The sequence below is a fragment of the Pseudomonas sp. LBUM1653 genome (assembly GCF_059716115.1).
Map to the genome: position 1 here is coordinate 4,225,409 of NZ_CP166803.1, position 21,008 is coordinate 4,246,416.

Annotated in this window: 17 protein-coding genes; 12 read left to right on the forward strand and 5 right to left on the reverse strand. The window is 62.3% G+C overall.

The genetic code is table 11. From position 1 onward, the window contains the following. The first annotated feature begins 41 nt into the window (after positions 1-41). Together ACA054_RS18805 and ACA054_RS18810 are read left to right on the forward strand one after the other, a co-directional pair. Positions 42-1,577 carry an APC family permease gene (locus ACA054_RS18805; RefSeq protein WP_497685600.1) on the forward strand — a complete coding sequence of 512 codons (1,536 nt, stop codon included), beginning with the start codon at positions 42-44 and terminating at the stop codon, positions 1,575-1,577. Between the two features lie 150 nt (positions 1,578-1,727). Next, positions 1,728-3,152, forward strand: a complete 1,425-nt coding sequence (locus tag ACA054_RS18810; protein ID WP_497685601.1) for a gamma-aminobutyraldehyde dehydrogenase — start codon at positions 1,728-1,730, stop codon at positions 3,150-3,152. Positions 3,153-3,256: 104 nt separating this feature from the next. Here ACA054_RS18810 and ACA054_RS18815 read toward each other — a convergent pair whose 3' ends face one another. After that, on the reverse strand, positions 3,257-3,493 hold the full coding sequence (locus tag ACA054_RS18815; RefSeq protein ID WP_497685602.1) for a hypothetical protein: 237 nt from the start codon (positions 3,491-3,493) through the stop codon (positions 3,257-3,259). Positions 3,494-3,670: 177 nt separating this feature from the next. On the opposite strand from ACA054_RS18815, the gene ACA054_RS18820 reads away from it, so the two are divergent. The 7 genes from ACA054_RS18820 to yghX all read left to right on the forward strand — a co-directional run bounded on the left by ACA054_RS18820 (position 3,671) and on the right by yghX (position 12,351). Further along, positions 3,671-5,434: an L-lactate permease gene (locus tag ACA054_RS18820; protein WP_497685603.1), complete on the forward strand. Its 1,764-nt coding sequence runs from the start codon at positions 3,671-3,673 to the stop codon at positions 5,432-5,434. A 223-nt stretch (positions 5,435-5,657) separates the two neighbouring features. After that, positions 5,658-7,157, forward strand: coding sequence for a glycolate oxidase subunit GlcD (glcD, locus tag ACA054_RS18825; RefSeq protein ID WP_497685604.1), 1,500 nt, complete (start codon positions 5,658-5,660; stop codon positions 7,155-7,157). Continuing rightward, positions 7,157-8,221, forward strand: coding sequence for a glycolate oxidase subunit GlcE (glcE, locus tag ACA054_RS18830; protein ID WP_497685605.1), 1,065 nt, complete (start codon positions 7,157-7,159; stop codon positions 8,219-8,221). The genes glcD and glcE overlap by 1 nt, the downstream gene beginning before the upstream one ends. 3 nt (positions 8,222-8,224) lie before the next feature. After that, positions 8,225-9,445 carry a glycolate oxidase subunit GlcF gene (gene glcF, locus ACA054_RS18835; RefSeq protein WP_497685606.1) on the forward strand — a complete coding sequence of 407 codons (1,221 nt, stop codon included), beginning with the start codon at positions 8,225-8,227 and terminating at the stop codon, positions 9,443-9,445. A gap of 20 nt (positions 9,446-9,465) precedes the next feature. Beyond that, complete coding sequence (locus ACA054_RS18840; protein WP_497685607.1) at positions 9,466-9,864, forward strand: heme-binding protein; 399 nt, start codon at positions 9,466-9,468, stop codon at positions 9,862-9,864. Between the two features lie 148 nt (positions 9,865-10,012). Then, positions 10,013-11,071, forward strand: coding sequence for an IS110 family RNA-guided transposase (locus ACA054_RS18845; protein WP_497690228.1), 1,059 nt, complete (start codon positions 10,013-10,015; stop codon positions 11,069-11,071). A 392-nt stretch (positions 11,072-11,463) separates the two neighbouring features. Further along, positions 11,464-12,351 carry a YghX family hydrolase gene (gene yghX / locus ACA054_RS18850; protein WP_497685608.1) on the forward strand — a complete coding sequence of 296 codons (888 nt, stop codon included), beginning with the start codon at positions 11,464-11,466 and terminating at the stop codon, positions 12,349-12,351. Positions 12,352-13,251: 900 nt separating this feature from the next. Here the strand turns inward: yghX and ACA054_RS18855 are convergent. The 3 genes from ACA054_RS18855 to ACA054_RS18865 all read right to left on the reverse strand — a co-directional run bounded on the left by ACA054_RS18855 (position 13,252) and on the right by ACA054_RS18865 (position 16,264). Then, positions 13,252-13,905 carry a peroxiredoxin gene (locus ACA054_RS18855; protein ID WP_497639438.1) on the reverse strand — a complete coding sequence of 218 codons (654 nt, stop codon included), beginning with the start codon at positions 13,903-13,905 and terminating at the stop codon, positions 13,252-13,254. Positions 13,906-14,045: 140 nt separating this feature from the next. Next, positions 14,046-14,990, reverse strand: a complete 945-nt coding sequence (locus tag ACA054_RS18860) for an aldo/keto reductase (protein ID WP_497685609.1) — start codon at positions 14,988-14,990, stop codon at positions 14,046-14,048. Beyond that, positions 14,987-16,264, reverse strand: coding sequence for an NTP/NDP exchange transporter (locus tag ACA054_RS18865; RefSeq protein ID WP_497685610.1), 1,278 nt, complete (start codon positions 16,262-16,264; stop codon positions 14,987-14,989). Before ACA054_RS18865 ends, ACA054_RS18860 begins: the two co-directional genes overlap by 4 nt. A gap of 52 nt (positions 16,265-16,316) precedes the next feature. On the opposite strand from ACA054_RS18865, the gene ACA054_RS18870 reads away from it, so the two are divergent. Then, positions 16,317-17,105 carry an alpha/beta hydrolase gene (locus tag ACA054_RS18870; protein WP_497685611.1) on the forward strand — a complete coding sequence of 263 codons (789 nt, stop codon included), beginning with the start codon at positions 16,317-16,319 and terminating at the stop codon, positions 17,103-17,105. Positions 17,106-17,445: 340 nt separating this feature from the next. On the opposite strand, the gene ACA054_RS18875 is transcribed toward ACA054_RS18870, so the two are convergent. Then, positions 17,446-18,360: a LysR family transcriptional regulator gene (locus tag ACA054_RS18875; RefSeq protein WP_497685612.1), complete on the reverse strand. Its 915-nt coding sequence runs from the start codon at positions 18,358-18,360 to the stop codon at positions 17,446-17,448. Between the two features lie 91 nt (positions 18,361-18,451). Here ACA054_RS18875 and ACA054_RS18880 point away from each other — a divergent pair, with 91 nt between their 5' ends. Further along, entirely contained in the window at positions 18,452-19,894 is a 1,443-nt protein-coding gene (locus tag ACA054_RS18880) for an aldehyde dehydrogenase family protein (RefSeq protein WP_497685613.1), read from the forward strand. Positions 19,895-19,907: 13 nt separating this feature from the next. Beyond that, entirely contained in the window at positions 19,908-20,894 is a 987-nt protein-coding gene (locus ACA054_RS18885; RefSeq protein WP_497685614.1) for a dipeptidase, read from the forward strand. The last annotated feature ends 114 nt before the right edge of the window (positions 20,895-21,008 follow it).

Sequence of the window (21,008 nt, forward strand, 5' to 3'; positions counted from 1 at the left end):
CCAGCACCGCAATCCACTGCCATTGATAATGAGGAAATAACATGAGTGGCTCATCCAACACGCGTGCAAGCAGCGCCGATCAGGACGCCGAACAACTGCGCGCCCTCGGCTACAGCTCGGATTTCAATCGCAGCATGAGCCTGTGGGAGAACTTTTCCCTGGGCTTTACCTATCTGTCGCCGGTCGTCGGGGTCTATACCCTGTTCGGCTTGTGCCTGGCCGCCGGCGGCCCGCCGATGTTCTGGTCCTACCTGCTGATCGGTGCCGGGCAAATGCTGGTTTGCCTGATTTTTGGCGAAGTGGTTTCGCAGTTCCCGATTTCCGGCGGTGTCTATCCTTGGGCCCGTCGTCTGGTGGGCAAGCGCTGGGCGTGGATGGTGGGCTGGGTCTATGCCTGGGCATTATGCGCAACCATCGCCGGGGTCGCGGTGGGTGCCGGGCCTTATCTGGCGATCATGCTCGGCTTCAATCCCGGCCCGGATGCCAACATCGTTATCGCCCTGGCGATCATCCTGCTGTCCACCGCACTGAATCTGGTGGGCACCAAGTTGCTGGCGCGGGTGGCGATGTTCGGTTTTCTCTGCGAACTGGTCGGCGCGATCCTGGTCGGTGGCTACCTGCTGATCTTCGAGCGTCATCAGCCGATCAGCGTGCTGTTCGACACCTTCAACCTTGAGGTGAATGGCTCGTACCTGCCTGCCTTCCTCGCTGCATCCCTGGCTGGCCTGTTCCAGTACTACGGCTTCGAGGCCTGCGGCGATGTCGCGGAAGAAACCCCGAACCCGGGCAAGCGCATTCCCAAGGCCATGCGCATGACCATCTACATCGGCGGCGCGGCAGCGATGTTCGCGTGCCTGGCGTTGATTCTCTCGGTGCCGGACATGGCCAAAGTGCTGGCCGGTGAAGACACCGACCCGGTCGCCACGATCCTCGCCAATGCCTTCGGCCCGGTAGGTTCGCGCCTGGTAATGGCAGTGGTCATGGTGTCGTTCATCTCCTGCGTGCTGAGCTTGCAAGCGGCAGCCAGCCGCCTGTTGTTCGCCTATGCCCGGGACGAGATGATCGTCGGCAGTTCGCTGTTCAAGCGCCTGTCGGCCAACCATGTGCCATCGTTCGCGTTGTTGGTCAGCGGCCTGGTGCCAGCGGCGATTGTCTGCCTGGGGATGTTCATGGCGGATGCCGTGGCCACTATCGTCGGTTTCGCGGCGATCGGCATTTACGTCGCCTTCCAGTTGATCGTGGTCGCCGCGCTGATCGCCCGCGCCAAGGGCTGGCGCCCGAACGGTCAGTTTACCCTCGGGGCCTGGGGTCTGTGGGTGAACCTCGCCGCACTGATCTATGGCGTGTGCGCCATCGTCAACATGGTCTGGCCGCGCTCGCCGGATGCTGCCTGGTACATCAACTATTCGATGATCCTGACCACGCTGGTGGTGATGGGTGCGGGCCTGGTCTACATGCTGCTGGGCAAGCCCTACGACAAAGGCACAGCGCCGGCGGGGGATGCGTGGAAGTTTTCTAAACCGCAGGCCAAGGGTGCTGATGTTTCCGGTGCTTCGGTAAACAGATCAGCGATCTGATAACAACAATCCCCCTGTAGGAGCTGCCGAAGGCTGCGATCTTTTGATCTTGATGTTCAAAAGCAAAATCAAAAGATCGCAGCCTTCGGCAGCTCCTACAGGGTTCGGTTTCTACAGATAAAAATAAATAGCTTCGAAGAGGACGATGCCATGCAAACCCAACTCTTGATCAACGGCCAACTGCTCGACGGCGAAGGCCCCGCCCAACCGGTGTTCAACCCGGCGCTGGGTCGCGTGCTGGTGGAAATCAACGAAGCCAGTGAAGCCCAGGTCGATGCCGCCGTGCGTGCCGCCGATGCCGCGTTCGACAGCTGGTCGCAGACCCCGCCCAAAGAACGCTCGCTGCTGCTGCTCAAACTCGCCGACGCCATCGAGGCCCATGGCGAAGAGCTGGCAAAGCTGGAATCGGACAACTGCGGTAAGCCCTTCAGCGCCGCGCTCAACGACGAAATCCCGGCGATTGCCGACGTGTTCCGTTTCTTCGCCGGCGCCAGCCGTTGCATGAGCGGCGCGGCCGGTGGCGAATACCTGCCCGGCCACACCTCGATGATCCGCCGCGACCCGGTGGGGGTGATCGCCTCCATCGCGCCGTGGAACTACCCGCTGATGATGGTCGCCTGGAAAATCGCCCCGGCCCTGGCCGCCGGTAATACCGTGGTGCTCAAGCCGTCGGAACAAACGCCGTTGACCGCCCTGCGCCTGGCGCAACTGGCGTCGGAAATCTTCCCGGCCGGTGTGCTCAACCTGGTATTCGGCCGCGGCCCTACCGTTGGTAGCCCGCTGGTCACCCACCCGAAAGTGCGCATGGTGTCGCTGACCGGTTCGATCGCCACCGGCTCGAACATCATTTCCAGCACCGCCGACAGCGTCAAACGCATGCACATGGAACTGGGCGGTAAGGCCCCGGCGATCATCTTCGACGACGCCGACATCGACGCCGCCGTCGACGGCATCCGCACCTTCGGTTTCTACAATGCCGGGCAAGACTGCACCGCCGCCTGCCGCATCTATGCCCAGGAAGGGATCTACGACAAGTTCGTGGAGAAACTCGGTGCGGCCGTCAGCAGCATCAAGTACGGCTTGCAGGACGATCCATCGACCGAACTCGGCCCGCTGATCACCGCGCAACACCGCGACCGCGTCGCCGGCTTCGTCGAGCGCGCCGTGGCGCAGCCGCACATTCGCCTGGTCACCGGGGGCAAGGCTGTTGAAGGCAATGGCTTCTTCTTCGAACCAACGGTGCTGGCCGACGCGCAGCAGGACGACGAGATCGTGCGTCGTGAAGTGTTCGGGCCGGTGGTGTCGGTGACCAAATTCAGCGATGAAGCGCAGGTGCTGGGCTGGGCCAACGATTCGGACTACGGCCTGGCGTCATCGGTGTGGACCGCCGACGTCGGCCGCGCCCATCGCCTGTCGGCGCGCCTGCAGTACGGCTGCACCTGGGTGAATACGCACTTCATGCTGGTCAGCGAAATGCCCCATGGCGGGCAGAAGCTGTCCGGGTATGGCAAGGACATGTCGATGTATGGGTTGGAGGATTACACCGTTGTAAGGCATGTGATGTTCAAACACTAAGAAGCAAAAACTTCGCGAGCAGGCTCGCTCCCACAGTTGATCGCATTCCCCCTGTGGGAGCGAGCCTGCTCGCGAAGGCCGCACCGCCTATCACCGGCCGTGCTTTACAGGGTTCTCTGGCTATTGCCGATGCCCTTGGCAATGTCGATCCCCCAGTCCATCGCCGCTTCCATGTCCAGCATATGCGGTTGTGGATCGTGGTTTTCGTCAATGACCGAGCCGTCCGGTCGGTAAACACCGATGAACATGCCCAAAGAGCCGTCCTTCAGTATCTCGGCCTTGACCTTGATGCTGCATCCGTTCGAAAGCGTCTCCTTGTGCTCCTCATGGCGCTCAGTCATTGCTGTTTTCCTCCCGCGGCTGATTTCGACCTATCGGCAATGCTAGCTCAGGCGTCTGCAAAGCGCTGATTGAGGCGACGGAGACCGCGCCCTGACAGCGGCGTAATGCCACCTATACTACAGGCCACCTCCCCCCCAAGGGGCTGCGCTCCCAACAATAAAAAGCAGAGGTGGAACATGGTCTGGCAGCAAATCTACGATCCGTTCAACAACCCGTTGCTTTCAACCCTCATGGCAGCCGTGCCGGTGGTGGTGATGCTGGCAGCCCTGGCCTTCTTCCATGTCAAGGCACACCTGGCGGCACTGCTCGCCCTGGCCTCGGCCCTGGTGATCGCGATTTTCGCCTTCGGCATGCCCGCCGGCATGGCGGGGTCGGCCGCGTTGTACGGTGCCGCCAACGGTTTGCTGCCCATCGGCTGGATTGTGTTGAACATCATTTTCCTGCATCGGCTGACGACCGAGAACGGCTCGTTCAAAGTGCTGCAGGACTCTCTTGCGCGGATCACCGACGATCGCCGACTGCAATTGCTGTTGATCGCCTTCTGCTTCGGCGCCTTTTTCGAGGGCGCAGCGGGGTTCGGTACACCGGTGGCGGTGACCGGGGCGATCCTCATCGGCCTCGGCTTCTCACCACTGGCCGCCTCGGGTCTGGCGCTGATCGCCAACACCGCCCCCGTGGCCTTCGGTGCCTTGGGAACACCGATCATCACCCTGGCCAAAGTCACCGGGCTCGATGAAATGGAGCTGTCGATGATGGTCGGTCGGCAACTGCCGTTTTTCTCGGTGATCGTGCCCTTCTGGCTGATCTGGGCCTTCGCCGGCTGGCGCAAGATGGTGGAAATCTGGCCGGCGATCCTGGTGACCGGGGTCAGTTTTGCCGTTCCGCAGTTCGTCGTGTCCAACTATCACGGGCCGATGCTGGTGGACGTGATCGCCGCGCTGATCTCCATGGCCTGTCTGACGGGTTTCCTCAAAGTGTGGAAACCGGCCACCGTGCATACCTCCGCCGCCCTGTCCGGGCGCGTCGACAACTCGGCCATCGCCGAGGAGCACGACGAAAAGCCGGTCGCCAGCGCAACCTTTGCCAGCGATGCCCAGCCAGCGGTGATGCGCGCCTGGATGCCGTGGATCATCCTCACCGTCTTCGTTTTCGCCTGGGGTACCCAAAGCTTCAAGAACATGTTCGACACCCGCCCGGCGATCGATCCGGCCACCAGCACGGCCAAACTGGACCCCCAGGGTAAACCGCTGCGCGAGGCGAACCCGATTTTCGCCCCGACCCTGACCTTCACCACGATTCACCAGCAGATCGAAAAGGTTCCACCCGTGGTGCCTGCGGCGAAAACCGAAGAGGCGATCTACAAGTTCACCTGGTTCACCAGCACCGGCACCGGCATCCTGCTGTCGGCGATCCTTGGTGGGCTGTTGATGGGCTACTCCATCCCGCAATTGATTCACCAGTACCTGCGAACGCTGTGGGTGGTGCGCTACTCACTGATCACTATTACCGCGATGCTCGCCCTCGGTTTCCTCACCCGCTACTCGGGGCTGGACGCGACCATGGGCCTGGCCTTTGCCGCGACAGGGATTTTCTATCCGATGTTCGGCACCCTGCTCGGCTGGCTCGGCGTGGCCCTGACCGGCTCGGACACCGCCTCCAACGTGCTGTTCGGCGGTTTGCAGAAGGTAACCGCCGAGCAACTGGGGCTCAGCCCGGTGTTGATGGCCGCCGCCAACAGTTCCGGCGGGGTGATGGGCAAGATGGTCGACGCCCAGTCGATTGTGGTTGCCTCCACCGCCACCCGCTGGTACGGCCATGAAGGGGAAATCCTGCGCTATGTGTTTTTCCACTCGATCGTCCTGGCGATCCTGGTCGGCGGCCTGGTGACGTTGCAGGCCTACGTCGCGCCGTTCAGTTATATGGTGGTGGGCGGCCACTGATCGGACAGCCCGGGCAATCGCCAAAATGCTGTTCACTTGTGGCGAGGGGATTTATCCCCGTTGGGTCGCGAAGCGGCCCCACTCCAGACAACCCGGTCTATTTGAAAGATCGCCGGGGGCCGCTTCGCAGCCCAACGGGGATAAATCCCCTCGCCACAATGTGAGTGATCAGCATTACGGGCAATCGCCCGGGCTTTCAGGAACGGAGTATCGTAAAACGACTATGAATATTCTCTACGATGAACGCGTTGATGGCGCTCTGCCAGAGGTCGACAAGGCCGCGTTGTTGCAGGCCTTGCGTACACAGCTGCCCGATCTGGAGATCCTGCACCAGCAGGAAGAACTCAAGCCGTACGAATGCGACGGGCTGAGCGCCTACCGCACCACGCCGATGCTGGTGGTGCTGCCGCGCGACATTGCCCAGGTTCAGGGCGTATTGCGCCTGTGCCATGAACGCCGGGTACCGGTTGTCGCCCGGGGCGCCGGGACCGGTCTGTCCGGCGGCGCATTGCCCTTGGAAAAGGGCGTGCTGCTGGTGATGGCGCGCTTCAACCAGATTCTGCAAATCGACCCCGCCGCCCGTACCGCCAAGGTTCAGCCGGGGGTGCGTAACCTGGCGATTTCCCAGGCCGCCGCACCGTTCGGCCTGTACTACGCACCCGACCCGTCCTCGCAAATCGCCTGCTCCATTGGCGGTAACGTCGCCGAAAACGCCGGGGGCGTGCACTGCCTGAAATACGGCCTGACCGTGCATAACCTGCTCAAAGTGGACATCCTCACCGTCGACGGCGAACACCTGACCCTGGGCTCCGACGCCCTGGACTCCCCAGGCCTTGACCTGCTGGCCTTGTTCACCGGCTCCGAAGGCATGCTCGGGGTGATCACCGAGGTCACGGTCAAACTGCTGCCCAAGCCGCAATCCGCCAAGGTGCTGCTGGCGGCGTTCGACTCCGTGGAAAAAGCCGGCCGCGCCGTCGGCGACATCATTGCCGCCGGTATCATCCCGGGAGGCCTTGAGATGATGGACAACCTGGCCATCCGCGCCGCCGAAGACTTTATCCACGCCGGTTACCCGGTGGAGGCCGAAGCCATCCTGCTGTGCGAACTCGACGGCGTCGAAGCCGACGTACGTGACGATTGCGACCGCGTGCGCCAGGTGCTGGAACAGGCCGGCGCCACCGAAGTGCGCCAGGCCCGGGATGAGGCCGAGCGCGTGCGCTTCTGGGCCGGGCGCAAGAATGCCTTTCCGGCGGTGGGCCGCCTGTCGCCGGACTACTACTGCATGGACGGCACCATCCCGCGCCGTGAGCTGCCCGGCGTGCTCAAGGCCATCGCCGATCTCTCGGCCGAGTACGGCCTGCGGGTGGCCAACGTGTTCCATGCTGGCGACGGCAACATGCATCCGCTGATCCTGTTCGATGCCAATACGCCTGGCGAACTGGATCGCGCCGAAGCCCTGGGTGGAAAGATCCTCGAGCTGTGCGTGAAGGTCGGCGGCAGCATTACCGGTGAACACGGTGTAGGCCGGGAAAAGATCAATCAGATGTGCGCGCAGTTCAACAGCGATGAGCTGACCCTGTTCCATGCGGTCAAGGCGGCATTCGACCCCAGCGGCCTGCTCAATCCCGGCAAGAACATACCGACCCTGCACCGCTGCGCCGAGTTTGGCGCCATGCATGTGCACGCAGGGCAACTGCCCTTCCCTGACCTGGAGCGCTTCTGATGCAGGAACCTGCCGATCTCGATGACAGCGCTGCGCTGCTGGAGCAGGTCAATCAGGCGTTGGCAAACGCCACGCCGCTGCGCATTCAGGGCGCCAATACCAAGGCGTTCCTGGGACGTGTGACGGCGGGCGAAATACTCGATACACGATCGCACCGGGGCATTGTCGGCTACGACCCGACAGAACTTGTGATCACTGTGCGCTGCGGCACGCCATTGGCGGAACTGGCGAACGTGCTGGACGCCGCGCAGCAGATGTTGCCCTGCGAACCGCCCGCCTTTGGCGATGACGCCACCGTCGGCGGCATGATCGCTTGCGGGCTGTCGGGCCCGCGTCGGCCGTGGTCGGGGTCTGTCAGGGATTTCGTGTTGGGCACGCGGGTGATCACCGGGCTGGGCAAGCACCTGCGTTTTGGTGGCGAGGTCATGAAAAACGTTGCCGGTTACGACCTGTCGCGCCTGATGGCCGGCAGTTACGGCATCCTCGGCCTGATCACCGAGGTCTCGCTCAAGGTGCTGCCCAAGCCCCGGAAGGCCCAGAGCATCAGCCTGCAAATGAATGCCGAGCGTGCCCTGCTGCGTCTGGCGGAATGGGGCCAGCAACCGCTGCCGATCAGCGCCGCGTGTCATGACGGTGAGCAACTGCACCTGCGGCTCGAGGGTGGCGAAGGCTCGGTGGCGGCGGCCCATGACCGCCTGGGCGGCGAGTTGCTCGACGCCTCGTACTGGGCCGATCTCAACGAACAACGCCTGGCTTTCTTTGACGAAGACCAGCCACTGTGGCGCCTGTCCGTGCCCAACAACACACCGCGCCTGTCCCTGCCCGGTCGGCAATTGATCGACTGGGGCGGCGCCCAGCGCTGGCTCAAATCCGACGCCCAGGCAACGTTCATTCGCCAGGTCGTCGAAGCGGTTGGCGGGCACGTCACCTGCTACAGCCACGGGCTCACGGACACGCCCTTCCAGCCGCTGCCCGACGCGCTGCTGCGCTACCACCAGAACCTCAAGCAGCAACTCGACCCCCAAGGCATCTTCAACCCCGGACGCCTGTACACGGAGTTATGAACCATGCAGACCACCTTGAGCGAAAGCGCCCGCCGACTGCCCCGCGCCGAAGAAGCAGACAGCATCCTGCGCACTTGCGTGCACTGCGGTTTCTGCAACGCCACCTGCCCGACCTATCAGTTGCTGGGCGATGAGCTCGATGGTCCGCGCGGGCGCATCTACCTGATCAAACAGGTGCTGGAAGGCAACGAGGTCACAGAAAAGACCCAGCAGCACCTGGATCGCTGCCTGTCGTGTCGAAACTGCGAGACCACCTGCCCCTCGGGGGTCGATTACCACAACTTGCTGGACATCGGCCGGGCCGTGGTCGATGCGGCGGTGCCGCGTCCGATCGGCCAGCGTCTGTTGCGCGAGGGGCTGCGTACGCTGGTGCCGCATCCGGAACTGTTCAAGTACCTGATCAACAGTGGCCAGACATTCCGGGCACTGTTGCCCGGCACGCTGCAAAGCAAACTGCCGCGTAACGTCCCGGTGCCCAAGCAGCGTCCCGCCATTCGCCATGCCCGGCAGGTGCTGATGCTCGAAGGTTGCGTGCAGCCCGCACTGTCGCCCAATACCAACGTGGCCGCCGCCAGGGTACTGGACCGGCTGGGCATCAGCGTCATGCCGGCCCGCGAGGCCAGATGTTGCGGTGCCGTGGATTATCACCTCGACGCCCAGGCCGCCGGCCTTGATCGCGCCCGGCACAACATCGATGCCTGGTGGCCGGGCATTGAACAAGGCGCCGAGGCCATCGTGCAAACCGCCAGCGGGTGCGGGGCCTTTATCAAGGATTACGGGCATCTGCTCGAACGCGACCCGGCCTATGCCGACAAGGCCACGAGGGTCAGCGCACTGGCCCGGGACCTGGTGGAAGTGTTGCGCGCTGAACCGCTGGAACAGCTGGGCATCCACAACGCCCACCGCGTGGCGTTCCATTGCCCCTGCACCTTGCAGCACGCGCAAAAACTCGGTGGCGCGGTCGAAGCACTGCTGATCCGCCTGGGATTCAACCTCACCAGCGTACCGGACAGCCATTTGTGCTGCGGCTCGGCGGGCACCTATTCGCTGACCCAACCGGAACTGGCTCGGCAACTGCGCGACAACAAGATGAATGCCCTGGAAAGCGGCTACCCCGAAGTCATCGTCACCGCCAACATCGGCTGTCAGTCGCACCTCGACGGCGCGGGCCGAACCCCTGTCCGGCACTGGATCGAACTGGTCGAAGCCGCCCTGTCCCAATAGAGACCCACTGGAGAACGCCCATGAACAGCAAAGCCGTCCTGAGCCAGGCCGAAGTCAGTCAGATACTCGCTGCCGCGCGCACCGAAGCCCAGGACAACCACTGGCCGGTGACCATTGTGGTGGTCGACGACGGCGGGCATCCCCTGGCCCTCGAACGCCTCGATGGCGCGTCGCCCATCAGCGCCTACATCGCCATCGAAAAAGCCCGTACCTCGGCCCTGGGGCGGCGTGAATCCAAAGGTTATGAAGAGATGGTCAATGGCGGGCGTACGGCCTTTCTGTCAGCTCCGTTGCTGACCTCGCTCGAAGGCGGGGTGCCGATCACGGTCGACGGCCAGGTGATCGGCGCGGTCGGGGTGTCCGGGGTCAAGGCCGAGCAGGATGCACAAGTGGCGAAAGCCGGGGCGCAGTGTCTGTAATGATATTTGGCATTCCCCCTGTAATTGGATGGACTCGCCCCAGCCGAGGCGTCAATGCGCCACGATGGCAGTCTAAACAGCCAACGACAGCGAGGGCGAGTCCATGAAAAATCATAGTTCGATTGATCAATCCCTGTCTTCTTCCGATTTGTCGGCCTGCACAACTTTGGCGGTCGATCTGGCCAAGCAGGTCTTTCAGGTCGCCGGTGAAGATGTCCTTGGCCAAGTGCGCTACGAGCAGCGGATCAAGTCGCGTGAGGCGTTTTATGAGTTTCTCCAGCAGTTGCCGCCTCATGTCGTGATTTTGATGGAGACCGGTCCGGGTGCTCAAGCCTGGGCCCGGCAGCTGCAAGACAAAGGCAATCTGGCGCGGATTCTTCCAGCCGGTTTGGTGGCCACACACCGCAGCGGGCCTAAAAATGATCGCAACGATGCGCTGGCGATTCTGCGGGCGGGTCGCGATGAAAAAATCTGCGCGGTACCGGTCAAAAGCGTTGCGGCGCTGGCAATGCAAGCGCTGCATCGCGCCCGTCAGGGCTATGTGCGTCGACGCACAGCGGTAAGCAATCAGATGCGCGGCCTGCTGCTCGAGCACGGCGTGGCCTTGGCGCAGGGCGATGTTGCGATCAGTCAGAAAATTCCGCGGGTACTGGAAGATGCCACCCAGCCGGTGCCGGGCCTGCTGCGTGAACTGATCCACGAACTGTTGGCCGAGTGGCGCCATTTGGGCGAGCGCATCAGCGTGCTGACGGGACGCCTGGAAGTGGCCGCCAACGCCGACATGACGGCGAAGCGACTGATGACTGTGCGGGGCATCGGCCCAGTCACTGCCACGGCACTGGTGGCCAAGGAAAGCAAGCCTGAGCGATTTCCCAATGCCCGCAAGTTTGCCGCGTACTTTGGCATGGTACCTGACCAGCACAGTAGCGGGCAGACGGTCCGGCTGGGGGACATGACCAAGCGAGGTGATGTTTATTTACGCAGCCTGATGATCCAGGGAGCCCATGCGGTGCTGCAACAACTACGACCTGATTCCCAGCAACCCGATGACCGCCGCTTGTTGCGGTGGATGAGCCGACTGGGCCGTAAGGAGGCTGCGATCAGGCTAGCCAACCGCAACCTGCGAATCGTCTGGGTGCTTCTACAGAATGACCAGTCTTATCGTCGCCATGCTGGTGATGGTCAGCAAGCGACGATGAGCCACTGAGCGACAGAGTTCTGCCACCGAGGTACTGACTGTCTGACCCTTTGCTGAAAAAAATTGACCCCAGGTAAGACCGGCGTGGATTGATGCCTAAGCTCCTACTGGCCTTCGAGGCCTGACTGTAATCGGCATACCACGAGCTCTTCCAATTTTGGCCAGAGGCCGAAGACGGCTTCCACGAATAGGCCTAATACATAGATGCAACGGGGCGACAGTTTTTCAAAAGCGGGTAGACAGTGGGGGCGAGTCCATACATAGGAGCTGGCTTGTCGGGTCGCCGCGTCGCAGCGAAAGCGGTAGTCCACTTACCACCTTCGCTGAATGTGAAATCGCCTTCGCTGGCAAGCCAGCTCCTACAAGGTTCGCGTTCAATAGGTTGAAAAGGAAGCGCACAGATGACCCGTCTCACTGCAAAAGACTTTTCCCCGCAACTGCTGGAGCTCTATGACTACTACGCCCATGGCCTGATCAACCGACGCGAGTTTCTCGACCGCGCCGCGCTGTTCACCCTGGGTGGTTTGACCGCCAGTGCACTGCTGGCGTCCCTGAGCCCGGATTACGCCCTCGCCGAACAGGTCGAATTCACCGACCCGGATATCATCGCCGAGTACGTCAGCTACCCCTCACCCAAGGGCAACGGGCAGGTGCGTGCCTATCTGGTGCGTCCGGCAAAAGCCGTCGGCAAGGTCGCGGCGGTGGTGGTCGTACATGAAAATCGTGGGCTCAACCCTTATATCGAAGACGTCGCGCGGCGCTTGGCCAAGGCCGGTTTCATCGCCCTCGCCCCGGATGGCCTGAGCTCGGCCGGCGGCTACCCCGGCAACGACGACAAGGGCCGTGCGCTTCAGGAAAAGGTCGACCCGCAAAAGCTCATGAATGACTTCTTTGCGGCCGTCGAGTGGATGATGAAACATCCCGACGCCAGTGGAAAAGTCGGCATCACCGGTTTCTGTTATGGCGGTGGTGTCACCAACGCGGCAGCCGTGGCTTACCCGGAACTGGGCGCTGCCGTGTCGTTCTACGGCCGGCAACCGGAGGCCAAGGATGTGCCCCGGATCAAGGCCCCGGTGATGCTGCACTTCGGAGAACTGGATACGCGCATCAATGAAGGCTGGCCCGCCTATGAGCAGGCGTTGAAGGCCGGGGGCAAGACCTATGAAGCCTATATCTATCCCGGCGCCAACCATGGCTTTCACAACGATTCCACGCCGCGTTATGACGAGGCGGCGGCGAAGCTGGCCTGGGAGCGAACGCTGGGGTGGTTTCGTAAATATCTGGTGTGATTGAATGTTTGGATTGGGTGTATATCCGTTGCTGCGGTAACGGCCACTTAGGATTTCGCTCTTACAGCGAGTCACTTGGAAGAGCCCTGTAGGAGCGAGCATGCTCGCGATGGAGGTCAACGATGACGCGGGGAGCCTGACTCCCCGCGGTGCTCTCAGGTTTTTCGCGAGCATGCTCGCTCCTACAGGGCCCGCCGCGCTGGGCCATCCTTGGCCCAGCGCGGCTAAACCGGCATCCATGCCGGTTTGCCCACTGCGCAGAACCTCCACTCGGCCTCTCGAAGGGGCAAGAAAATCAAAAGCCAAAGCAAAGCGAGGCGGCCTGACAGCCGACCTGATTGCAGGTCTGTCCGCGATGTGATCGTTCCCACGCTCTGCGTGGGAATGCCGCCAGGGACGCTCCGCGTTCCGCTGACGACGCATGACGTGAGCCGTGCGCAACGGTGACGCGGAGCGTCACAGGATGCATTCCCACGCAGAGCGTGGGAACGATCGGCGTATTCGCTTGAAATCAGGTCGGCTGTCAGGCCGCCTCGCTTTGGCTTTAGATCTGGGCGCCCCGTTAAACCACGCTGGCCGAACGCAGGCATTGCGCAGTGGGGAAACCGGCAGGACGCCGGTTTAGCCGCGCTGGGCCAGGGACGGCCCATCGCGGCGACCCACGGAGCAATGCCGGAGTGAGGGCATGCCGAGCCACAGCGAGGCACCGAGTGGTGGGGCAAAGCCTTTTGCTTACTTTTCGGCGTTTGGAAAAGTGAGTCGCCGTAAGGGCGAAACCATAAGTGGCCGTTACCGCAGCAACGGATATCCCCCCAATCCAGTTCTTATATACAACGCAATGAACAGCATTCCCCTGTACACCGTCCCCGCAGGAGCAATGTACAGGGCAGCCGCCAGGGCCTATTTTGGTTGCGGCACCACGCGCAGATACGGTTTCAATGTCTTGAAGCCGTCCGGATACTTCTTCCTGGCATCTTCGTCGGAAACCGACGTCGGAATGATCACGTCTTCGCCCGGACGCCAGTTCACCGGCGTGGCGACGGTGTGCTTGGCGTTCAGTTGCAGTGAGTCGAGCAAGCGCAGCACTTCGTCGAAATTACGCCCGGCGCTCATCGGGTAGATCAGCATCGCCTTGACCTTCTTGTCCGGGCCGATGATGAACACCGAACGTACCGTGGCGTTGTCCACGGCGGTGCGTTGGCCGCCGCTGGCATTGGGGTGAATCATGTCGTAGAGCTTGGCCACCACCAGGTTGTCGTCACCGATCATGGGATAGTTAACCGCATGGCCCTGGGTTTCCTCGATGTCGCCGAGCCAGGCGTGGTGGTCGCTGACCGGGTCGATACTCAAGCCGACGACCTTGGTGTTACGTTTGTCGAACTCCGGCTTCAACCGGGCCATATAGCCAAGCTCGGTGGTGCAGACCGGGGTGAAGTCTTTCGGGTGCGAGAACAGGATGGCCCATTTGTCGCCGATCCATTCGTGGAAGCGGATAGGCCCTTCGGTACTGTCGGCGGTGAAATCCGGTGCCTCATCGCCAATACGGATAGTCATGGTCGATCTCCTTTAGTGTGATGGTCAGGGATGTCTTGCAGGGGGACTGCCTTGTGACGCACAGACGCCTCGTGCTGATCAGGTTTTTCGGACCTCACTCAGTGTAGTCAGGAACCCGCCTGTCGAAGCCTGTTCAAGCGTCAATCCACCAAAGCAATCAACTGATGACGCTGCGCATCGGTGAGCATCGGGCCGAAACCGGCGCTGGCGTTTTCCGTCATGTAGCGCGGGTTGCCGGTGCCGGGGATGACGCAGGTCACCGCCGAATGCGACAACAGGAACTTGAGTACCAGGGGCGGCCAGCTCTTGACTCCGACTTGCGCGGCCCAGCCGGGTAATGGTTTGCCCTGCAACCGAGCGATCAAGCCACCGCCGCCGAACGGCCGGTTGCAGATCACCGCAACACCGCGGTCGCGACACAATGGCAGGATGCGTTTCTCGACGCCGCGATCATCCAGCGCGTAGTTGATCTGCAGGAAGTCCAGTGGTTCGGCCCTGAGCAGCGCCTCAACTTCGTCATAGGCCGACGCGGTGTAATGGGTAATGCCGATGTAGCGAATGCGCCCTTCTTCCTTCCATTGGCGCAGGGTCGGCAGATGGGTTTGCCAGTCCAGCAGGTTGTGGATCTGCATCAGGTCGATGTGGTCGGTCTGCAGCAGCTTGAACGATTGCTCCATCTGCGCGATGCCTTCCTCGCGCCCACGGGTCCACACCTTGGTCGCCAGGAATGCCGGCGAACGTGGCTCGTGAATCGACAGCAGCTCACCGGTGGTCTGCTCGGCGCGGCCGTACATCGGCGAACTGTCGATGACCTTGCCGCCCTTTTCGAACAACGCGTCAAGCACGGCGGGCAAGCTGCGGTACGCAGGATCCGAAGGCGCCACGTCGAAGCCGCGATAGGTGCCCAGGCCGACAGCGGGCAATGGCTCTTTGCTGGAAGGAATGACGCGGGTCATCATGGTCTTGCCTCCTGTTCCCGCCGCTGGCGAGGTTTGCGCACCGCTCGGGCCGAGCGTGAAGACCGCCGAAGCTGCGGCAGCCAGCGTGAGTATTTGCCTGCGGGTCAAACCTTGCGCATGGCTCATGACGTTTCCCTCACCGGTGGTGCGGACTCGGCCAATCGCGCCTGGCGCCTGGCCAGCCACAGGCACAACCCGCCCCACACTCCCGCAACCGGCACGACCGCCAGCGCGACCAGGCCAAAGCCTGCGCCCAGGGCCGTCAAACCCGCCGACAGCCAACCACTGGCGGCGTCGCCGCCACGATAGACCAGGGTTTCGATCACATTCTTGGCCTTGTACTTCTCTTCACGGCTGACCACCGTCCACAGCACTTCACGCGCCGGCCGAACAATGCCGAACTCCACCGCGCGGCGCAGCCCTTGGGCCAGTGCCACGCTGGCCGGTACCGGCGCCAGTGCCATGGCGCAAAACGCCACGACTGTCGCCAGGGGCAACGCCAGCAGCGCGCCGCCGATGCCCAGCAGACGAATCAACGGTGCCGTCAGCAGCAACTGACAGATCAAGGTCAGCGCCGACACCAGTAAATCGACCACGGCGAAGAATTGCGTCCTGCTGCCTACATCAGCGTAGCTGCCAGCGACGATCCGTCCCTGCTCGAAATACAACAAAGTCGCGGCGCTGGTGTGCAGCAGCATGAAGGCCACCAACCCCAATAGATAAGGCGAGTGCAGGATCAGCGTGATCCCGGCGAGCATGCTGCCGCCCATGCGCCGTTCGTCCAATAACCGGTTACCCTGCTGCGATTGCGTCTTCGCCAGCAGCCCCCGATAGCAACGGACCGCCAGTTCCAGCAGCAGCGCCGCCGCGACGGTCAACGCCAGCGGGCCCAGACGAGTGGCCATGGTCGCCGCCAGCAAGGGCCCGATGAAGGTGCCCAGGGTGCCGCCGGCCGCGATGCAGCCGAACAGCCGTCGCCCTTGCTCACTGGAGAAGCGGTCGACCAGCACACTCCAGAAAATCGAGACGATGAACAGGTTGTAGAGGCTGATCCAGACAAAGAACACCCGCCCGACCGTCACCGGCGCGACGCGATTGCCGATCAACAGGCCAAACACCAGCATCGACACGGCAATCGTGCGGTAGATCAATGGCACGAAGCGCGTGGCCGGCAGCCGCGACGCCAGCGCGCCAAACACCGGCACCATCAGCAGCATCACCGCGAAGGTAGCTGTGAACAGCCACTGCAACTGGCCGACGCCGCCTTCAAGGCCCAGGGCATCGCGCAACGGTCGTACCAGGTAATAGCTGGCAAGCACGCAAAAATGGAACGCAAAACCCAGGGCCAGGGCCGCTCTTTCCGCAGGCAACACGTTGAGCCACTTGAGCGCGATGGGCATCGGTGCCCTCCTTTACTGCCAGCTACACTCTGACAGCACCCCGGAGCCGTCAATGTCGCCCACTAACGTTAGCCGAATGTCTCGTACCCTGGTGTTACTCGTCGTCATCGCCGCTGTGCTGTATCTGGCGCTCTGCGTCGCCCTGTTCGTCTTTCAACGCGCGCTCATCTACTACCCGCAACCCCGCGCCGTCGACTCGCCCGAGACACTGCTGACGTTGCCCGTGGACGAGGCGCAGGTGCTGGTGTCGGTGCGGGCGCATGACGGCCCCAAAGCACTGATTTATTTCGGAGGCAATGCCGAGGACGTGTCGCGCAGCCTGCCGGAGTTCGCCCAGGCCTTCCCCGACCATGCCCTGTATCTGCTGCATTACCGTGGCTATGGCGGCAGCACCGGTTCCCCCTCCGAAGAAGCGCTTGCCATTGATGCCATGACCTTGTTCGACAAGGTCTACGCCGACCACCCGCAGATTGCCGTGGTCGGGCGCAGCCTGGGCTCGGGGGTCGCGGTGCGCCTGGCCAGTTATCGGCCGGCGGCGAAACTGCTGCTGATCACGCCATACAACAGCCTGGAGGAACTGGCTGAGCGCCAGTTCCGCTGGCTGCCGGTGCAGTGGCTGCTGAAGGATAAATTCGAATCCTGGCGCTACGCCGCACACATCACGGTGCCGACGCGCCTGATCGCCGCTGAGCACGACGAAGTGATTCCAGGCGCAAGCACCCGGCGGCTCTACAGCCATTTCCCACCGGGCGTGGCGACGCTGCAAGTGATTGCGGGCACCGGGCACAACTCGATCAGCAACAGCCCCGAATACCTCAAGGCGCTGGAGGATGGTTTGTAAACGTAGGAGCCAGGCTTGCCAGCGAATTAGACGCTGCGTTTTATCTGTCAGACCGCGTTATCGTTCTTCGCCGGCAAGCCTGGCTCCTACAGGCGAACCAGACGCCGCGTTTTATCTGTCAGACCGCGTTATCGTTCTTCGCCGGCAAGCCTGGCTCCTACAGGCGAACCAGACGCCGCGTTTTATCTGTCAGACCGCGTTATCGTTCTTCGCCGGCAAGCCTGGCTCCTACAGGCGAACCAGACGCCGCGTTTTATCTGTCAGACCGCGTTATCGTTCTTCGCCGGCAAGCCTGGCTCCTACAGGCGAACCAGACGCCGGGGTGTAGCTATCAACCGCGTTATCGTTCTTCGCCGGCAAGCCTGGCTCCTACAGAGGTCATCTGCATCTGCACCTTGAGAAACCCCATCAACTCGGCCGCTGCCGGCGACAGGCTATGACCCTTGCGACACAAGATGCCGATCTGGCGCTCCACCCGGGGCTCGGCCAGGGGTAAGAACACAAGCTGTTCATTGCCCTGGGGAAACGCCAGGGACGGCAGTGTGGTGATGCCGATACCCTCCTCGAGCATCGCAATCAGTGAAATCATGTTGGAGACAAACAGCAGGCTGCTGTCCAGCAACCCCGCCGCGTCCGTTCCCGCCAGCAGGCGCGATGTACCGTTGCGGACCAGCGGGTAGGCTTGCAGGCTGGACCAGTGCAGCGCCCCGCCGTTAGCCACCAGCGGATGATCATGCCGACAGACCACCCCTACCCGGTCACTCAGGATCGGCACGAATTCTATGTTTTCATCCGCCACCCACACGCTGCTGATGGCAAAGTCCACCTGCCCCTGGACCAATAGCTGCTGCACGCTGTCGGCGTTGCCGTCCTGAATGCTGATCTGCATTTTCGGGTGCTCGGCCACAAACCGCGCGAGCAGGTGCGGCAACAAGCGGCTGGCCACCGACGGCACCGTGGCAATGCTCACCTGGCCGATTTCGTGCCGCGCCAGCAGGCTCACTTCCCGGGCGATGCGATCGTGATGCGCCAGCAGATCCTGGAACAGCGGCAGACAGTGCGCGCCAAACGGCGTCAGCTCGGTTTTACCGCCCTTCTCGAACAGCGGCTGGCCGAGCTTCTGCTCCAGCTCGCGCACGGCCAGCGACAACGCCGGCTGCGTGCGATACGCCTGCCTGGCCGCGCCGTGGAAGCTTTTCAGCTGGGCGACCAGCGCGAAATAACGCAATTGAGTGATCTTCAGCTCGGGCAACACGGTAAGTTTTCCTTATCATTTCATATTTATTATTAATTTTTATTTGCAGAGTAATACTCTCAAGATGGGACCAACGCAATCGGAGGTTCCCATGGCACTGCAACCCTACAAAAACTACATTGGCGGCAACTGGTGCGAAGGCCAGGGTCTCGTCGCCAACCACAGCCCTTCAGATGTCGAAGACCTGATCGGGCACTACCACCAGGCCAGCGCCGAGCAGACCCTGGACGCCATCGCGGCCGCCCGTGACGCCCAGCCGCAGTGGGCGGCCAGCGGCCTGGAACAGCGCCAGCAAATCTTGATGGCCATCGGCAACGAACTGATGACGCGCAAGGAAGAACTCGGCGAACTGCTCTCGCGCGAAGAGGGCAAGCCGCTGGCCGAGGGCATCGGTGAAGTCCATCGCAGCGCGCAATTCTTCCATTACTACGCCGCCGAAGTGTTGCGCCAGATGGGCGAGACGGCCGCCTCGGTACGCCCCGGGATCGAGATCGAAGTCCAGCGCGAACCGGTGGGTGTGGTCGGCATCATCACCCCGTGGAACTTCCCGATGGCCACCTCCGCGTGGAAGATCGCGCCGGCCCTGGCCTTCGGTAACGCCGTGGTGTTCAAGCCAGCCAACCTTGTGCCTGCCAGCGCCTGGGCACTGACCGAGATCATCAGCCGCCAGCCCTTGCCCGCAGGCACCTTCAACCTGGTGATGGGCAGCGGCAGTGTGGTGGGCGAAAGCCTGATCCAGTCGGCCGATATCGATGCGCTGACGTTCACCGGTTCCCTGCAGACCGGCCGCCGCGTCGCGGTTGCTACCGCCGGCAACCTGGTGCGCTGCCAACTGGAGATGGGCAGCAAGAACGCGTTGGTGGTACTCGATGATGCCGATCTTGGGATCGCGGTCGAATGCGCCTTGAACGGTGCCTTTTTCGGCACCGGGCAAAAGTGCACCGCCTCCTCGCGCCTGATCGTCTGCGATGGCATCCATGACCGGTTTGTCGAGGCACTCGTCGCGCGCATGCGCCAGTTGAAGGTCGGCCATGCCCTTGAACAAGGGGTGCAGATCGGCCCTGTCGCCGAAGCCCGCCAACTGGAGCAGAACCTTCATTACCTGCACCTGGCCGAGGAAGACGGTGCGACCCTGGTCGAAGGTGGTGAATTGCTCGCCCTGCAACCGGCCGGGCACTACATGCGTCCCGCGCTGTTTATTAACACCACCAACCAGATGCGCATCAACCGCGAAGAAGTGTTCGGGCCGATTGCCTGCGTGATCCGGGTGAGCGACTACGAGCAAGCCCTGGCCGTGTTGAACGACACCGAATACGGCCTCACCGCCGGGATCATCACCCAGTCGCTGCGTTACGCCAGCGACTTCAAGCGCCGCGCCCGCACCGGTTGCGTGATGGTCAACCTGCCCACCGCCGGCACCGATTACCACGTGCCATTCGGCGGCCGCAAAGCCTCAAGCTTCGGTCCGCGCGAGCAAGGGCAATACGCCCGCGAGTTCTACACCGTGGTCAAGACCACCTACGTGCGACCTTGAACGGGAGATCACCATGCACGACTTATTGATGATCGATGGCCTGCAATACTCCAACTGGAGCGAAGACATCTTCCGCCAGATGCAGGCCGGCGGCCTGAGCGCCGTTCACGCCACCATCGCGTACCACGAGAACGCCCGGGAAACCCTATCGCGAATCGGCGAGTGGAACCGCCGTTTTGAAACCTGGCCGGAGCTGATTCGCCCGGTGCGCAACGCTCAAGACATTCGTCTTGCGCACGAGGAAGGCCGCGTCGGCATCTTCTTCGGTTTCCAGAACTGCTCGCCCATTGAAGACGACATCAGCCTGGTCGAGGTCTTCCGCCAGCTCGGCGTGTTGATCATGCAGCTCACGTACAACAACCAAAGCCTGCTGGCCAGCGGTTGCTACGAGACCGAAGACAACGGCATCAGCCGTTTCGGCCGCCAGGTGATCCGCGAGATGAACCGCGTCGGCATGTTGATCGACATGTCCCACAGCGCCGAGCGCAGCACCCTGGAAGCCATCGAGTTGTCGAGCCGGCCGGTGATCGTCTCCCACGCCAACCCGTCGAGTTTCCACGCGGCCAAACGCAACAAGTCCAATGCCGTGCTGCGCGGTATCGCCGAGTCCGGTGGCCTGCTGGGTTTCAGCACCTACCCGTTCCACCTCAAGGGTGCGTCGGGCTGCACCCTGGAATCGTTCTGCGACATGGTCGCCAGCACCGCCGAATTGATGGGCGTGGAGCACATCGGCATCGGCACCGACCTGTGCCAGCAACAACCCTTGCAAGTGCTCGAATGGATGCGCAACGGGCGCTGGAGCAAAGACAAGGACTACGGCGAAGGCTCAAAGGACAACGCGCACTGGCCGTCACCGCTGCAATGGTTCCGCGACAGCCGGGATTTCCCGATCATCGCCCAGGGCCTGCGCGCCCGTGGCTTCGCCGAGGACGAGGTACGCAACATCATGGGACTCAACTGGTTGCGCCTGCTGGAAAGCGCGACACCTGCGCAAAACTGACCCTTGACCTACTGACCCTGGTTTCACACCGTGAGGACAGCACAGCATGAAAAATAACAACAATAGCCTCCCGTTCATCCCCCCGACCGGCGATGCACAGCCCCAGGCGCGTAT

Bases quoted from the DNA above. Each gene is read 5' to 3' on its own strand.
- glcF (WP_497685606.1), top strand. From the start codon at position 8,225: ATGCAGACCACCTTGAGCGAAAGCGCCCGCCGACTGCCCCGCGCCGAA.
- ACA054_RS18840 (WP_497685607.1), top strand. From the start codon at position 9,466: ATGAACAGCAAAGCCGTCCTGAGCCAGGCCGAAGTCAGTCAGATACTC.
- ACA054_RS18880 (WP_497685613.1), top strand. From the start codon at position 18,452: ATGGCACTGCAACCCTACAAAAACTACATTGGCGGCAACTGGTGCGAA.
- ACA054_RS18815 (WP_497685602.1), bottom strand. From the start codon at position 3,493: ATGACTGAGCGCCATGAGGAGCACAAGGAGACGCTTTCGAACGGATGC.
- ACA054_RS18855 (WP_497639438.1), bottom strand. From the start codon at position 13,905: ATGACTATCCGTATTGGCGATGAGGCACCGGATTTCACCGCCGACAGT.
- glcE (WP_497685605.1), top strand. From the start codon at position 7,157: ATGCAGGAACCTGCCGATCTCGATGACAGCGCTGCGCTGCTGGAGCAG.
- yghX (WP_497685608.1), top strand. From the start codon at position 11,464: ATGACCCGTCTCACTGCAAAAGACTTTTCCCCGCAACTGCTGGAGCTC.
- ACA054_RS18865 (WP_497685610.1), bottom strand. From the start codon at position 16,264: ATGCCCATCGCGCTCAAGTGGCTCAACGTGTTGCCTGCGGAAAGAGCG.
- ACA054_RS18805 (WP_497685600.1), top strand. From the start codon at position 42: ATGAGTGGCTCATCCAACACGCGTGCAAGCAGCGCCGATCAGGACGCC.
- ACA054_RS18820 (WP_497685603.1), top strand. From the start codon at position 3,671: ATGGTCTGGCAGCAAATCTACGATCCGTTCAACAACCCGTTGCTTTCA.
- ACA054_RS18885 (WP_497685614.1), top strand. From the start codon at position 19,908: ATGCACGACTTATTGATGATCGATGGCCTGCAATACTCCAACTGGAGC.
- ACA054_RS18810 (WP_497685601.1), top strand. From the start codon at position 1,728: ATGCAAACCCAACTCTTGATCAACGGCCAACTGCTCGACGGCGAAGGC.
- glcD (WP_497685604.1), top strand. From the start codon at position 5,658: ATGAATATTCTCTACGATGAACGCGTTGATGGCGCTCTGCCAGAGGTC.
- ACA054_RS18860 (WP_497685609.1), bottom strand. From the start codon at position 14,990: ATGAGCCATGCGCAAGGTTTGACCCGCAGGCAAATACTCACGCTGGCT.
- ACA054_RS18870 (WP_497685611.1), top strand. From the start codon at position 16,317: ATGTCGCCCACTAACGTTAGCCGAATGTCTCGTACCCTGGTGTTACTC.